Origin of the sequence: Mesorhizobium sp. M0152, assembly GCF_040322415.1 — a bacterium.
In the GTDB taxonomy this organism is placed as follows: domain Bacteria; phylum Pseudomonadota; class Alphaproteobacteria; order Rhizobiales; family Rhizobiaceae; genus Mesorhizobium.
This window is the reverse complement of sequence record NZ_JAMYTH010000002.1, coordinates 146799-161565: the sequence shown is the minus strand read 5'-3', so window position 1 is coordinate 161565 and position 14767 is coordinate 146799. Positions and strand designations below refer to the sequence as shown.

Genomic DNA, 14767 nt, shown 5'->3' with positions numbered 1-14767 from the left:
TTGCGCTCTAGCCTTCAAATCTTCGCATCGGGCTTTCCGAAAATCGATCCGATTCACGGGGTCCGATGCGACGGCAAGCCACCGCGCATTTCGATGCGCGGTGGCCCGGCCAGGGATCAGTCCTTGCTGATGAAGCGGGACGGATGCACGTCCATCACATTGTCGACGAAGCCATGCAGCTTCGAGGAGACGATATCGTGGTAGCTGTAATAGAGAAGCGGAATCTGGCCAACGTCGTCGATGAGGATGCGCTCGGCTTCAGCGAGGTCCTTCATGCGCTCTTCGGGCTTGCCGCCGGCGGCGGCTGCCTTGTCCATGGCCTCTTCGTATTTCGGGCTGTTGTAGTTCGAATAGTTGTTGCCGCTGGCCTTGCGTGTGATGCCGAGGAAGGTCTCCGGATCCTTGTAGTCGGCGATCCAGGCGGCACGCGCGACGTCATAATCGCCCTTCTGCTCGAGGAAGGAGTAGTGGGTCTTGGTGTCGGTATTGAGCAGCGTGACGTCAACGCCAAGCGGCTTCAACTGTTCCTGGATGGCGACCGCGGTGTTCTTGTGGTTTTCCGAAGTGTTGTAGCGGATCTCCATCTTCAATGGATGCTCGGGCGTATAGCCGAGTTTCTCGAGGATCTTCTTGGCGGCGTCCTCGCGGTCGATCTGAGGCATGTCGGCATATTTGGCCAGTGCCGGCGTGTAGCCCTCGATGCCGGGAGGCACCATCGAATAGCCGGGCAGCATCGAGTTCTGCCAGACCTTTTCGGCAATGAAGTCACGGTCGATCGCCATCGAGATGGCATTGCGCAGCTCGACATTGTCCCAAGGCGCCTTGTCGGTCTTGATCGCGTAATAATAGGTGCCGAGATACGGTCCGACGTGGATCTGGTCGCCAAACTTGGTCTTGAGGTCGGCGAGCTGTTCTGTCGGCAGATCGTCGTAGCTGTCGAGTTCGCCAGCCTCGAAGCGCTTCATCGCAGACGAGCGATCTTCGGTCGGAATGTAGTTGACCACGTCGAACTTGACGCTCGCGGCATCCCAGAATTTCGGATTCTTGATCAGTTTCATGTGGTCGTTGGGAACCCATTCGGCAAGCGAATAGGCGCCGTTGGACACCAGATTGCCGGGCTTGATCCAATCGGCGCCGAGCTTTTCGATGGAGGCCTTGCTGACCGGGTAGGTCGCCTGGTGGGTCAGCATCTCCAGGAAGTAGGGTGTCGGCGCCTTGAGCGTGATTTCCAGGGTATTTGCGTCAATCGCCTTGACGCCCATGTCCTCCGGCTTGCCCTTCTTGGTGTTGACTTCCTCGGCGTTCTTCACGGGATAGAGCATGGAAGCATATTCGGCGCCGGTCGCCGGATCCTCCAGCCGGTGGAAAGAGTAGACGAAGTCATCTGCCGTCACCGGGCTGCCATCCGACCACATGCCGTCCTTGCGAAGCTTGAACGTATAGACGGTGCCGTCATCCGAAACCGTCCAGCTCTCGGCGGCGCCTGGAATGACGTTGGCCTTCTCATCCTGCATGACCAGGCCCTGGAACAGGTCGCGCAAGACATTGGCCTCATAAACCGTCGAGGTCTTGTGCGGGTCGACCGATTCCGATTCGGCGGCGGTGCCTCGGTTGTAGACGGTCTCGGCGAAAGCCGGCGTATAGAATGTGCCGGCGGCTACCGCCATGGTCGTGGCGAATACCGTCGCCTTCAGCATATTTTTCAGCATGAAGTTCTCCCTGTCGGCGCTGCCGTCGGCACGCCTTTAAGTGTTGACGCCCCGGAACCGATTTCTGGCCCCTTTGAGCGCGCCGCCGGTTCCCTTCCTGCGGCTGGTGTCCAGACACTAACGCGGAGAATTTTTATTTCAACAGACTCTCTGGGTCACCCAAAGTAAGGCGGCACGAAAGCTGTGCCACGGCGATGAAAACACCAGCCGAAACCATAAGCTTGACTTGGTTTCCTCACCTCCACGCGATTTCTCTCGGGGAGTTTGCGGCCGCGTCGGTCCGTCGGGATGTGTTAATGCGTTTTTAAGCAACCAACAGTTACATTACAATCGGCTTCTATATAGTTCCTTCTCAGATGCGTGATAGTCATGAGTAGCAGAGCAAGTAAATTATCGATATTTTGCGAAATTTTGAATAAATTCAGAGAAGAACGTGCAACTTCCGCCGTTGAATTCGCCCTGCTCTCACCACTCTTCATTCTAATTTTGCTCGGCATGGTTGCATACGGTATATACTTCGGCGCCGCCAATTCGATCCAGCAGATCGCTGCCGATGCAGCCCGGACTGCCATCGCCGGATTGAATCAGACCGAGCGGCAGACGCTCGTGGCGAGTTTCGTCAGCAACAATGCCGGCGGATATCCCTTCGTCGACGCCAGCAAATTGACCTATCAGGCCAACGACAGTGCGGCCGACGGAAGCCAGTTCGTGGTGGCCATCCAGTACGATGCCCGCAACCTGCCGATCTGGAACCTTTTTCCAGGCATAGCCATGCCGGGGACCACGATCAAGCGCCAGTCGACGATAAGAGTTGGGGGCATCTGAATGTCGCTGCGCGGGCGCAAGAGGATCGGCCGGCTTGCTCGGCTGATGCTGGATGACAGGAAGGCGAACTTCGCCGTCATGACGGCATTGAGCGCGCCGGTCGCGTTGGCGTTGGCCGCGGTAGCCATCGACGAAGCCTCGATCTACGGCGAGCGCCGCGAAGCCCAGGCGATGGTGGACCTGGCGGCGATCACCGCGGCCTCGAACATCACCAAAATTCAAACCGCGGTGGTGACCACGCTCACCGACAACGGGATGCCAGGTGTTGTCGTTCAGAATTCGGGACAGACGATCGCTCCAGCCGTCGGAAAGACCGTCGTGTCGGTTACGCCCGGACGATACGCAACATCAACCGCCAATGTCAGCCAACGCTTCCAGGCTGGCGTAACACCCTACAACGCCGTCCATGTCACCCTGAAGAAGATTCCGGCGCGTTATTTCGCGAGTTCGCTTATCCCTTCTCCCATCATCGGCACCGAGGCCACCGCCAGCATGACGCCGGAGGCAACGTTCTCGGTCGGGTCGAGGCTGGCCAGCGTCAATGGCGGCATTCTTAACGCTTTGCTAAATGGTCTTCTCGGCAGCAACATCTCGCTCAGCGTCATGGACTACAACTCGCTGATCGCCGCCGATGTGAGCGTATTTTCGTTCGTGGACGCCCTGGCAATCCAACTGAGCCTTACCGGAGTATCATATTCGGATGTACTGGCATCCAAGGCGACCGTCGGCCAGATCGCCACCGCAATGGCTAACGTGCCCGGCCTCGGCAATACGGCAAAAATCGCCTTGCAAACCATCGCGACCAAATCGACGAGCACGGTCAAGATTCCACTCAGCCATCTCATCGGTCTCGGTTCCGCCGGCAGTCTTGGCCTCGGGCAAAGGCCAGCCGGCCTTGGCGTCGACGCCAGCGCGATGGGAATGCTGATGGCCGCCGCCGGACTGGCAAACGGTTCGAAGCAGATCGACCTCGGTCTCAGCACCGGCATACCGGGGGTGCTGTCGACCACGCTCGCCATCGCCGTCGGCGAACCGCCGCAATCCTCGCCATGGCTGGCAGTCGGAGAAGTCGGCACCATTGTGCGGACGGCCCAGACCCGCATCAAGCTGGTGGTGAAGATCGGGGGCGGCAACAGCAGTATCGGGGGCGGCATTACCCTGGTGTCGGTCAGTCTGCCCCTACATGTCGAAGTCGCCTATGCCGAGGCCAAGCTCACCGACATAAGTTGTCCGACAGGCCCGGACAGTATCAAGGTCAGCATCGCTACACGTCCCGGTATCGTCGAAGGGCATCTCGGCGACAGCAGCAGCGCCGGCTTCGCCGATTTCACCAATAAGGAGACGTTTTCCAACACCGAAATCGCGGGCGTGAAACTTCTGCTCATTCCGCTGCTGTCCGTGGTGGGCTCAGCGGCGTTTGACATGGCCAACAACACGCCGACGACGCTGACTTTCAACAAGGCCGATATCGATGCCAAGACGATAAGGACCGCTTACACGCAAAATTTTACCCAATCGTTGACTACGTCGCTGGTCAGCGATCTGTCGCTGACGGCGAATTTGCTGGGTCTGCCGCTGAATCTGGACAGCCTTCTGGGATTTGTGAAGCCTCCAGTGGTGGCGCTTCTGAACGGCGTAGCGGCTCCGGTCGACGCGTTGCTTGCCGACCTGCTCGCAACCCTCGGCGTGCGCCTCGGGGAAGCCGACGTCCGGGTCACCGGCGCAATTTGCGGGCGTTCCGTACTTGTCCAGTAAGGTGGCCGACGGCGCGCTGAATTAGGCAAGCCGTCCAAGAAAGCATCCGAGTGCCGGCAGCGAAAGCTCGTCCTCCCTGTGGGGCGAGGCATCGCCGCCAAGTTTCGCAACCCCTCCGATATCCTGCGGCACCGGCCAATTCGCCGGCTCTCCGGAGAAATTGAAGACGCAGAGCAGTCTTTCGCCGCCCTCCTCGCGGACAAAGGCCAGCACGTCGCCTTCGGCGTCGAGAAAGCGGATCGAACCGGCGACCAGCGCCGGATGCCGCTTGCGTAAAGCGAGCGCCGAGCGGTAGGCGGAAAGTACCGATTCATCGCCGCTCTGTACATCGACCGCACGAGCGCGGTGGCTTTCCGGCACCGGCAGCCAGGGCTTGGCCGTCGAGAAGCCTGCATTGTCGGCGCCCGCTTCCCAGACCATGGGCGTGCGGCAGCCATCCCTGCCCTTCACACCGGGCCAGAAGCGGATGCCGACCGGATCGCGCAGGTCCTCATAGGCAAGTTCCGCCTCCTGCAAACCGAGTTCCTCGCCCTGGTAGAGGCAGATCGAGCCGCGCAGGCAGGCGAGCAGCATGATCGAGAATTTGGCGACCGCGTCGGGATCGCCGTCCGGTCGCGTCCAGCGGCTGACATGGCGCACCACGTCATGGTTGGAAAACGCCCAACAGACCCAGCCATCGGCGACCGCATTTTCAAACGCCTCGACGCAGCCGCGCACGTGGGCCGCCGAAAACTGCGGACCAAGCAGGTCGAAAGTGTAGCACATATGCAGTCTGTCGGCGCCAGAGGTGTAGGCGGCCAGCGTCTGCAGCGAGCGGCCTTCATCGCCGATCTCGCCGACGGCGGCGCGGCCCTCATACTCGTCGAGCAGCGCCCTGAAGCGCTGGAGGAACGCCAGGTTCTCCGGCTGTGTCTTGTCGAACAGATGTTCCTGGTAGAGGTAGGTATTGGTCTCGCTGTTGGTCCCGGCGACGCTCGACGCCAAGGGTGGATTGCTGCGCAGCCAGCGGTCGTGGACATAGTAGTTGACCGTATCGAGCCGGAAACCGTCGACGCCACGGTCCAGCCAGAAGCGCACCGCATCCAGAAGCGCATCCTGGACGTCCGGATTGTGAAAATTCAGGTCCGGCTGCGAGGCGAGGAAATTGTGCATGTAGTATTGCCGGCGGGTCGAATCCCACTCCCAGGCCGGGCCGCCGAAGACGGACAGCCAGTTGTTGGGCGCGTTGCCATCTGGCTTGGTGTCGGCCCAGACGTACCAGTCGGCCTTGGGATTGTCGCGGCTGGCGCGGCTTTCGACGAACCATTCGTGCTGGTCGGATGAATGCGACAGCACCTGGTCGATGACGATTTTCAGGCCAAGACGATGGGCCTCGGCGACCAGCGCATCGAAATCCTCCAACGTGCCGAACATCGGATCGACGGCACGATAGTCCGACACGTCGTAGCCCATATCGGCCATCGGCGACTTGAAGAAGGGCGACAGCCAGACGGCGTCGACCCCGAGCGCAGCGATGTGGCCGAGCCTGGCGGCAATTCCGGCGAGATCGCCGCTGCCGTCGCCGGTCGTGTCCTGGAAGGATCGTGGATAGACCTGATAGATGACGCAGCCGCGCCACCATTCGGCGTTGTCAGCCATCACGAACCCTTCCCGGCGCTGGCCTTTCCGGCCCGACGCTCAATCATGAAGTTCACGCTGCGGCCCGGCAACGGGCGCGCAAGGTCGATCGGCTGTGTCTCGATCGCCTGATGCCATTGGAAGCCATCCCGCGACGGCAGCGCGAACACGCATTGCCGGCGATCGCCATTGATCATCACGGCAAGGCGGCCGCCCACTCCGCTGCTGTCGCCAAGCAGCATGACGAGGCGGTGCCGCGAGAGCTCACTCCAATCGGACTGGCCGAGCGGCGCTCCGGTCTCCGTCAACCAGGCGACATCGGAGATGCCTGGAGGATCGGTGGCCTTCCCGGTCAGGAAATGCGTGTCCGACAGCGCCGGGAAAGTGCGGCGCAGTGCCGAGAGCGCTCCGACATATCGCTCCAGCGCCTCGTCACGGCCTGCCCAGTCGAGCCAGGTGATCGCGTTGTCCTGCGCGTAGGCATTGTTGTTGCCTTGCTGGGTGCGGCCGAATTCATCGCCGGCCGTAAGCATTATGGTGCCGCGCGAGGCGAACAGCGTGGCAAGCAGCGCCTGCTGGTCGTTGAGGCGAGCCAATGCCACGGCTGGGTCGGTCGCCTGGCCTTCCACGCCGTTATTCCACGACAGGTTCTCATTGTGGCCGTCGCGGTTCTGCTCAGCATTGGCGTCGTTGTGCTTGCGCTCATAGCGCACGATGTCGGCGAGCGTCATGCCGTCATGGGCTGCAATGAAATTGACCGTACGGCTGGTCGGCCGGCCGGCTCTATCGAAAATGTCCGAGGATCCGGCAAGCCGGGTCGCCAGCGCGCCGGCCATGCCGGCATCGCCACGCCAGAAGCGCCTGACATCGTCGCGGTATTTGTCGTTCCATTCGAGGAAGGGCGGCGGGAAGTTACCAAGCTGGTAGCCGTCCACACCGATGTCCCAAGGCTCCGCGACCAATACGCGGTCGGCCAGCAGCGCATCCGTGCGCATCGCCTTCAGCAATGGCGCATCGGCATCGAATGTTCCGTCAATCCGGCCGAGGACCGGCGCCAGGTCGAAACGAAAACCATCGACGCCGGCATTGAGAATGAAATGGCGGAGCGTATCGAGGACCATTTCCCGAACGACGGGATGGTCGCAGGCAACCGTATTGCCCGTCCCGGTATCGTTGGCGAGCCCGTTGTCCGACATGTGCCGGTAGTAGGCCTGGCTGTCGAAACCACGCAGCGACAGCGTCGGGCCAAGCCTGTCGCTCTCACCGGTGTGGTTGAAGACGAGATCGAGAATAACGCCAATACCAGCCTCGCGCAGCGCGGCGACCGTAGCCCGCAATTCCATGATCCCGCCCGGCGCCAGACGCGGGTCGAGCGCCATGAAGGTGACGGGATTGTAGCCCCAGGCGTTGCGCAGCCCGAGGGGTGGCAAATGCCGTTCATCTATCGATGCCGTCACCGGCATCAATTCGACGGCGGAGACGCCGAGCCCTTTCAGGTGCTCGATGATAGCCGGATGGGCGAGCGCTGCGACCGTACCGCGCAGTTCTTCCGGGATATCGGGATGCAGCAAGGTGAAGGCGCGCACCGGCACTTCGTAAATCAGACCACCGGGCTGAAAAAGCGGCGGCGCAGCCTTTGCCGGTTTCAGGGCGGCGGCAATCGCCTTCGGCATCAAGGGGGCGGTATCGGCCCCCTCGCCCCGGCGCTGGGCCAACCGCCAGTCATGCGCGTAGGGCCTGTCGATTTCGACGGCGTAGGGATCGGTCAGCAGCTTATCGGGGTCGAACCACAGCCCACGCTCGGGCGCATAGTCGCCATCGGCACGAAAACCGTATCGGGTGCCGGCGGCAAGGCTTGGCACGAAGAGCGCATGGACGCCGTTGCCTTCCGGCTGCAACTCCAGTCGCTCGAGCTCACGGCTTCCCTGCTCGTCGAAGATCGAGACCCAGAGGCGACGGGCCGACGACGACCAGGCGGCAAAGCGGATGCCTTCGGGGGTGATGATGGCGCCGAGCTGGCTCATGGGCTCGTCCTCCACCCTCCCGCTTGTGGGGAGCGCCGCGAACGACGTGAGCGGGGTGGGGGGCGACGCAGGGAAAGCGCTTTACGAGCGCGCCCACCCCGATCCGCTACGCGGATCGACCCTCCCCACAAGGGGGAGGGTGAAGCCGCCACCACGCTCAAGTAATCACGCTCGGCTTGTCGCGGCCGGTGTGGTTCTTTATCCCGGCTATGTCATCGGCGGCAGCAATGAGATCGGCGAGTGCTGCCTGCGTATCGAGATCGTGCCTCGCCTTGTCCGGCTCGTAGCGCTCGATGTAGACGCGCAAGGTCGCGCCCGAGGTGCCTGTGCCGGAGAGCCGGAAGACGACACGCGAGCCGCCTTCGAACAGCACCCGGATGCCTTGATGCTCGCTCACCGAACCGTCGACCGGATCGCGATAGGCGAAGTCGTCGGCGCTGGCGATCGTCATGCCGCGCACGCTGGTGCCCGGCAGCGAGCCGAGCCTGGCGCGCAGTTCATCGACCAGCGCGTTGGCGCGGTCGCTCTCGACCTCTTCATAGTCGTGGCGCGAATAATAGTTGCGTCCGTAGGCCGCCCAATGCTCGGTGACGATTTGTTTGCAGCTTTCGCCGCGCGCGGCAAGGATATTGAGCCACAAAAGCACCGCCCAGAGACCGTCCTTTTCGCGGACATGGTTGGAGCCGGTGCCGGCGCTTTCCTCGCCGCAGATCGTCGCCATATCGGCGTCGAGCAGATTGCCGAAGAATTTCCAGCCGGTCGGCGTCTCATAGATGCCGATGCCGAGTTTTTCGGCGACGCGATCGGCCGCGCCGCTGGTCGGCATCGAGCGGGCAATGCCCTTCAACCCGTCCTTGTAGCCCGGTGCCAGGCGGGCGTTGGCGGCAAGCATGGCGACAGAATCCGACGGGGTGACGAAAATGCCCTTGCCGATGATCAAATTGCGGTCGCCATCGCCATCGGATGCGGCGCCGAAATCCGGCGCGTCCGGCCCCATCATCTCATCATAGAGATGTTTGGCATGGACGAGATTGGGGTCCGGATGATGGCCGCCGAAATCCGGCAGCGGCTTGAAATTGCGGCAGGTGCCGTTGGGCGCGCCAAGCCGGTGTTCGAGAATCTCCTTGGCGTAGGGACCGGTCACCGCATGCATGGCGTCGAAGCGCATGCGGAAGCCCGACTTGAACAGCTTGCGCAGCGCGTCGAAATCGAACAGGCTTTCCATCAGTTCGGCATAGTCGGCAACCGGGTCGATGATCTCGACGGTCATGCCGCCGGCCTTGACGGTGCCGATCGTGTCGATGTCGATCGGATCGATGTCGGCGGTCTTGAAGCTCGAAATCGCCTTGGTCCTGGCGAAGATCGCATCGGTCAGCTTTTCCGGCGCCGGACCGCCATTGCCGGCATTGTACTTGATGCCGAAATCCTCATGCGGGCCGCCCGGATTGTGGCTAGCGGAGAGGATGATGCCGCCGAAGGTCTTGTATTTGCGGATGACATGCGAGGCGGCCGGCGTCGACAGGATGCCGCCCTGCCCGACCATCACCTTGCCGAAGCCGTTGGCGGCGGCGATGGCGATGGCCTTCTGGATAACCTCGCGATTGTAGAAGCGGCCGTCGCCGCCGATCACCAGGGTCTTGCCCTTGAACCCGTCCAGCGCGTCGAAGATCGACTGAATGAAGTTCTCGGCATAGTGCTCCTGCTGAAACACAGGCACCTTCTTGCGCAGGCCCGACGTGCCAGGCTTCTGATCGGAATAGGGCTTGGTGGGAACGGTCCGTATCATGCTTCAAGAAACCCTTTTTGAAAGCAGCAGGCGATAAAGTTCGACATATTTTTCCGCGCTTCGATCCCATGACACGTCGGACTTCATGCCCTGGCGCTGGATGGTTTCGAAGGTCGCGGGACGGGCGAACGCGTCAGCCAGGCGGCGGATGGCGTGGATAAGCGCACCACCATCGTTCGGCGCGAACTGGAACCCGGTCGCCACACCTGCCGCCATTGCGGCCTCGTTGGCGTCGATGATGGTGTCGGCGAGCCCCCCGGTGCGGGCAACCACCGGCACGCAGCCGTAGCGCAGCCCATAAAGCTGCGTCAGCCCGCAAGGTTCGAAGCGGGATGGAATGACGATGGCGTCGCAGCCGCCTTGCATGATGTGGGACAGCCCCTCGTCATAGCCGATGACGACGCCGATGCGGCCGCGGTGGCGCGCGGCGGCGGCAAGCAGCGCGCCTTCGAGGCCGGCATCGCCGGAGCCAAGGATGGCCAGCCGCGCGCCCGTCGCGACGATACCGTCGACGACCGTCGCCAGGATGTCCATGCCCTTTTGCCACGTGAGGCGGCTGACGACGCAGACGATAGGGCTCTCGTCGCGGTCTAGGCCGAAGCGGTCCTCGACGGCGGCCCTGTTGGGCGCGCGCGCTTTCAGTGTTGCGGCCGTGTAGTTCGACAGCAGATGCTTGTCCGTTTCCGGATCCCAGATGCCGGTGTCGATGCCGTTGACGATGCCATGGAGATCGCTGGAGCGCATATTGATGAGGCCATCGAGACCCATGCCGAATTCGGGCGAACGGATCTCTTGCGCATAGGTCGGGCTCACCGTGGTGATTGCCCAGGCGGCCTGGAGGCCGGCCTTGAGGAAGCCGACGCCGCCATAATATTCGACGCCGTCAAGCGCCATGGCTGCCGCGGGCAAGCCGAGTTCGGCGAAAATGCCGGCGCCGAACTGGCCCTGGAAGGCGAGATTGTGGACCGTCATCATCGACGGCGTCCCGACCGCCTTGCCGTAGCGCATATAGGCAAGCGTCATGGCTGACTGCCAGTCATGGGCATGAACGATGTCGGGAAGATAGCCGGAGATGGCTCCGCCGGCGATATCGCCGCCAACCCGGCTCAGCGCCGCGAAGCGCCGCCAATTGTCCGGCCAGTCCGCACCCAAGGCATTGCCGTAGGGACCGCCGGGGCGGTCGAAAAGATGCGGCGCGTCGAGCACGAAAAGATCGAGCCCGGCAAGTTGGACGGAATGGACCGAGGCCTTGCCGCCCTGAAGCAGCGGATACTGGTAAACCGCCTTCTTCTTCTTGAAGGCGTCCATCACCGCGGGAAAGCCTGGAATGAGCGTGCGCATGGTCACGCCCTTGGCGGCGAGCGCGATGGGCAGCGCCCCGGTCACGTCGGCAAGCCCACCGGTCTTGATCAGCGGAAAAATCTCGGGCGTGACCGAAAGAACCTGCATGCGCTTAACGATCCGCTCCTAGTGCATGTCGCCCAAAAGTGTAGTGGTTTTGGGACAACGGCATGCAAGAAACACCCTAGAGTGACAGCTTGTTGATCATGTCCTGCGTGACCAGGCAGATGCCTTTTTCCGAAACGCGGAAGCGCTTGGCGTCGAGCACGGGATCTTCGCCGACCACCAGCCCTTCCGGTATCCTTACACCGTGGTCGATGACGACGCGCTTCAACTTTGCGTTCCGGCCGACATGGACGTCGGGCAGCATGACGACCTCTTCCAGCGCCGAATAGGAATTGATCCGCGCGCCGGTGAAGATCAGGCTCTTCCTCAGCGACGCACCGGAGACGATGCAATCGCCCGAGACCAGCGAGGAAATGGCCGAACCGCGCCGGCCGTCCTCGTCATGGACGAACTTCGCCGGCGGCTTCAGCTCGGCATAAGTCCAGATCGGCCAATCGCGATCGTAGAGATCCAACTCCGGCGTCACGTCGGTCAGATCGATATTGGCTTCCCAATAGGCGTCTACCGTGCCGACGTCGCGCCAATAGGCCTCGTTCTCGGCGGTGGAACGCACGCAGGACTTGGCGAAGCGGTGGGCGATCGCCTTCCCATGCTGGACGATGTAGGGGATGATGTCCTTGCCGAAGTCGCGGCTCGAGCCCGGTTCGGCGGCATCGCGGCGCAGCTGCTCCATCAGGAACTTGGTCCTGAACACGTAGATGCCCATGGAAGCCAAAGCAAACTCCGGCTTGTCGGGAATGCCGGGCGGATCGGCGGGTTTTTCGACGAAGGCGATGATATTGTCCTTGGCGTCGACATGCATGACGCCGAAGCCGGTCGCTTCCATGCGCGGCACTTCGAGGCAGCCGACCGTGACGTCCGCGCCGGCATCGACGTGCTGGCGCAGCATCAGCTCATAGTCCATCTTGTAGACGTGGTCGCCGGCTAGGATCACCATGTATTCGGGGCCATAGGCCTCGATGATGTCGATGTTCTGGTAGACGGCATCCGCCGTACCCTCGTACCACTGCGTTTCCGACACGCGCTGGCTGGCCGGCAGGATGTCGAAGCTCTCGTTTCGCTCGGGCCGCAGGAAGTTCCAGCCACGCTGCAGATGGCGGATCAGCGAATGCGCCTTGTACTGGGTGGCGACGCCAAGGCGGCGAATGCCGGAGTTGAGCGCGTTGGAGAGCGCGAAATCGATGATGCGCGTCTTGCCGCCGAAGTAGACGGCTGGCTTTGCGCGCCGGTCGGTCAGTTCCTTGAGGCGGCTGCCGCGGCCGCCGGCCAACACGTAGGCCATGGCATCGCGCGCCAGTGGCTGGGTCCGTTTCAAGTCTGCCATTTCTACCCTCCCAATTTACTCAATCCCGACATGGCTCAGCCGGCAACGAGTTCAAGCATGATCGTCGACAGCGGCGGCAAAAGCATCGTTGCAAAGATGCTCTCGCCTTCTGCCCGCGCCTCGACGGCGCCGCCATTGCCCTTGCCGGAACCGCCATATTCGGAAGCGTCGGTGTTGATGATCTCGCGCCACGTGCCAGCGCTCGGCAGCGGCACGCGATAATTGTCGCGCGGCACCGGCGTGAAATTGGAGATGACGGCCACCGGACTGCCGCCCGGCGCGCTGCGCAGCCAGGCAAAAACAGAGTTTTGGCTATCGTCGACGATCAGCCAGGAAAACCCTTCCGGCTCGCAGTCGCGGCCGTGCAGCGCCGGGCGCGAACGATAGAGATAGTTGAGATCGCGCACCACTTGCCAGACGCCGCGATGCGGCCGGAAATCAAGCAGGTTCCAGTCGAGCGCGCGCGCCTCGCTCCATTCGCGGCGCTGCGCGAACTCCTGCCCCATGAACAGCAGCTTCTTGCCGGGATAACCCCACATGAAGCCGTAATAGGCACGCAACGTCGCGAATTTCTGCCAGTCGTCGCCGGCCATTTTGCTTAGCAGCGTACCTTTGCCGTGCACGACCTCGTCATGCGAGAGCGGCAGCACGAAATTCTCGGAAAAGGCATAGACCAGCCCGAAGGTCAGGTCGTTGTGATGGTGCTTGCGGAAAATCGGCTCCTTGGAGAAATACTCCAGTGTGTCGTGCATGAAACCCATGTTCCACTTGAAGCCGAAGCCCAGCCCGCCTTCGTGAACCGGTGCCGAGACCTTGGGCCATGAGGTCGATTCCTCGGCGATGGTCATCACGCCCGGATGGTGGCCGTAGACCTCCTTGTTCATCTTCTGGAGGAAGCTGACCGCCTCGAGGTTCTCGCGGCCGCCCTTCTCGTTGGGGATCCATTCGCCCGCCTTGCGCGAATAGTCGAGGTAGAGCATCGAGGCGACCGCGTCGACGCGCAACCCGTCAACATGATATTTCTCGGCCCAGAACAGCGCGTTGTTGACCAGGAACGACACCACCTCGCGGCGGCCGAAATTGTAGATCGCGGTGTTCCAGTCGGGATGAAAACCCTTGCGCGGGTCGGCATGCTCATAGAGCGCGGTGCCGTCGAACTGAGCCAGGCCGTGCTCGTCGACCGGGAAATGCGCCGGAACCCAGTCGAGAATGACGCCGATGCCGGCGCGGTGGGCGCCGTCGACGAAGCGGGCAAAGCCATCGGGATCGCCAAAGCGGGCCGACGGCGCGTAGAGTCCCGTGGTCTGATAGCCCCAGGACGGATCATAGGGATGTTCGGAGATCGGCATGAACTCGATGTGGGTGAAGCCGGTCTCGACCACATAGGGGATCAGCCGGTCGGCGAGTTCATCCCACGATAGGAAGGTACCGTCGTCGCGAAGCTGCCAGGAGCCGGCATGGACCTCGTAGATCGAAATGGCCTCGCGCCGGGGATCGGCATTGCGCCAGAAACTGCGGTGCGCCTCGTCGCCCCACGGATGCGACGACGACACCGCGGTCACCGACGCCGTTGCCGGCCGCAGTTCGGACTTGAAAGCGAACGGATCGGCCTTCAGCGGCAGCCTGACGCCGTCGGGGCCGATGATCTCGTATTTGTAGGGCCGGCCGGCGCCGATATCGGGAATGAACACTTCCCAGATGCCCGTGTCGCGACGGTCTCGCATCGAATGCCTGCGGCCGTCCCAGTCGTTGAAATCGCCGACCACCGAGACACGTCTCGCATTGGGAGCCCAGACGGCGAAATGCACACCGGTAGCGCCTTCGTGCTCGATGACATGGGCGCCGAGTTTGTCGAAAAGCCTCAAATGCGACCCTTCGGCGATATAGTAGTCGTCCATCGGGCCGAGCACGGGACCGAAAGAATAGGGATCGGTCAGCCACCAGTCGCCGCCGGCATTCCTGGCGTGATAACGCAGCGGCTGGCGTTTTTTTATCGACAGCGTCCCTTCGAAGAAACCGGCATCGTCGCGCCTGGACAATTCGCCGGCCTTGATACCGGTCAGCGTGTAGGCGGTGACGGACTCGGCATGCGGAACGAAGCAGCGGGCAAACAGGCTTTTGCCGACCTCATGCACGCCAAGAATCGCGAACGGATCTCCATGCGTACCGGCGACAATCGCCGCAACATCGCTGGCTGGCGCCAGTCCGTCCGGCCCGCTTGTCGCAGCGGTCACGCGCGGCTTCTTCATCAGGCAGTGTC

The 14767-nt window shown here is 62.2% G+C and carries 9 protein-coding genes; 2 read left to right on the top strand and 7 right to left on the bottom strand.

Annotated features, from left to right (window positions below; all coding sequences use genetic code 11):
* Positions 1 to 116: 116 nt before the first annotated feature.
* Positions 117 to 1709: a peptide ABC transporter substrate-binding protein gene (locus NKJ26_RS02895; RefSeq protein WP_352693502.1), complete on the bottom strand. Its 1593-nt coding sequence runs from the start codon at positions 1707 to 1709 to the stop codon at positions 117 to 119.
* A 369-nt stretch (positions 1710 to 2078) separates the two neighbouring features.
* Here NKJ26_RS02895 and NKJ26_RS02890 point away from each other — a divergent pair, with 369 nt between their 5' ends.
* Both NKJ26_RS02890 and NKJ26_RS02885 read left to right on the top strand, forming a co-directional pair.
* Positions 2079 to 2534 (top strand): TadE family protein, encoded by a 456-nt coding sequence (locus NKJ26_RS02890; protein ID WP_352599472.1) that lies wholly within the window; start codon positions 2079 to 2081, stop codon positions 2532 to 2534.
* Positions 2535 to 4289, top strand: coding sequence for a Tad domain-containing protein (locus NKJ26_RS02885; protein WP_352693500.1), 1755 nt, complete (start codon positions 2535 to 2537; stop codon positions 4287 to 4289).
* 21 nt (positions 4290 to 4310) lie between these two features.
* On the opposite strand, the gene bglA is transcribed toward NKJ26_RS02885, so the two are convergent.
* The 6 genes from bglA to glgB all read right to left on the bottom strand — a co-directional run bounded on the left by bglA (position 4311) and on the right by glgB (position 14756).
* Positions 4311 to 5927, bottom strand: coding sequence for a beta-galactosidase BglA (gene bglA / locus NKJ26_RS02880; RefSeq protein WP_352693499.1), 1617 nt, complete (start codon positions 5925 to 5927; stop codon positions 4311 to 4313).
* A complete protein-coding gene (gene glgX, locus NKJ26_RS02875) occupies positions 5927 to 7930 on the bottom strand; it encodes a glycogen debranching protein GlgX (RefSeq protein WP_352693498.1) in 2004 nt (667 codons plus the stop codon). The genes bglA and glgX overlap by 1 nt, the downstream gene beginning before the upstream one ends.
* A 157-nt stretch (positions 7931 to 8087) precedes the next feature.
* Positions 8088 to 9716 (bottom strand): alpha-D-glucose phosphate-specific phosphoglucomutase, encoded by a 1629-nt coding sequence (locus NKJ26_RS02870; RefSeq protein ID WP_352693496.1) that lies wholly within the window; start codon positions 9714 to 9716, stop codon positions 8088 to 8090.
* Between the two features lie 3 nt (positions 9717 to 9719).
* Positions 9720 to 11165: a glycogen synthase GlgA gene (gene glgA, locus NKJ26_RS02865; protein ID WP_352693494.1), complete on the bottom strand. Its 1446-nt coding sequence runs from the start codon at positions 11163 to 11165 to the stop codon at positions 9720 to 9722.
* Between the two features lie 76 nt (positions 11166 to 11241).
* The gene (gene glgC, locus NKJ26_RS02860; RefSeq protein ID WP_027022864.1) at positions 11242 to 12507 is read right to left on the bottom strand and encodes a glucose-1-phosphate adenylyltransferase; all 1266 of its coding nucleotides are present in this window, start codon (positions 12505 to 12507) and stop codon (positions 11242 to 11244) included.
* A 35-nt stretch (positions 12508 to 12542) separates the two neighbouring features.
* Positions 12543 to 14756, bottom strand: coding sequence for a 1,4-alpha-glucan branching protein GlgB (glgB, locus tag NKJ26_RS02855; protein ID WP_352693493.1), 2214 nt, complete (start codon positions 14754 to 14756; stop codon positions 12543 to 12545).
* Positions 14757 to 14767 lie beyond the last annotated feature (11 nt).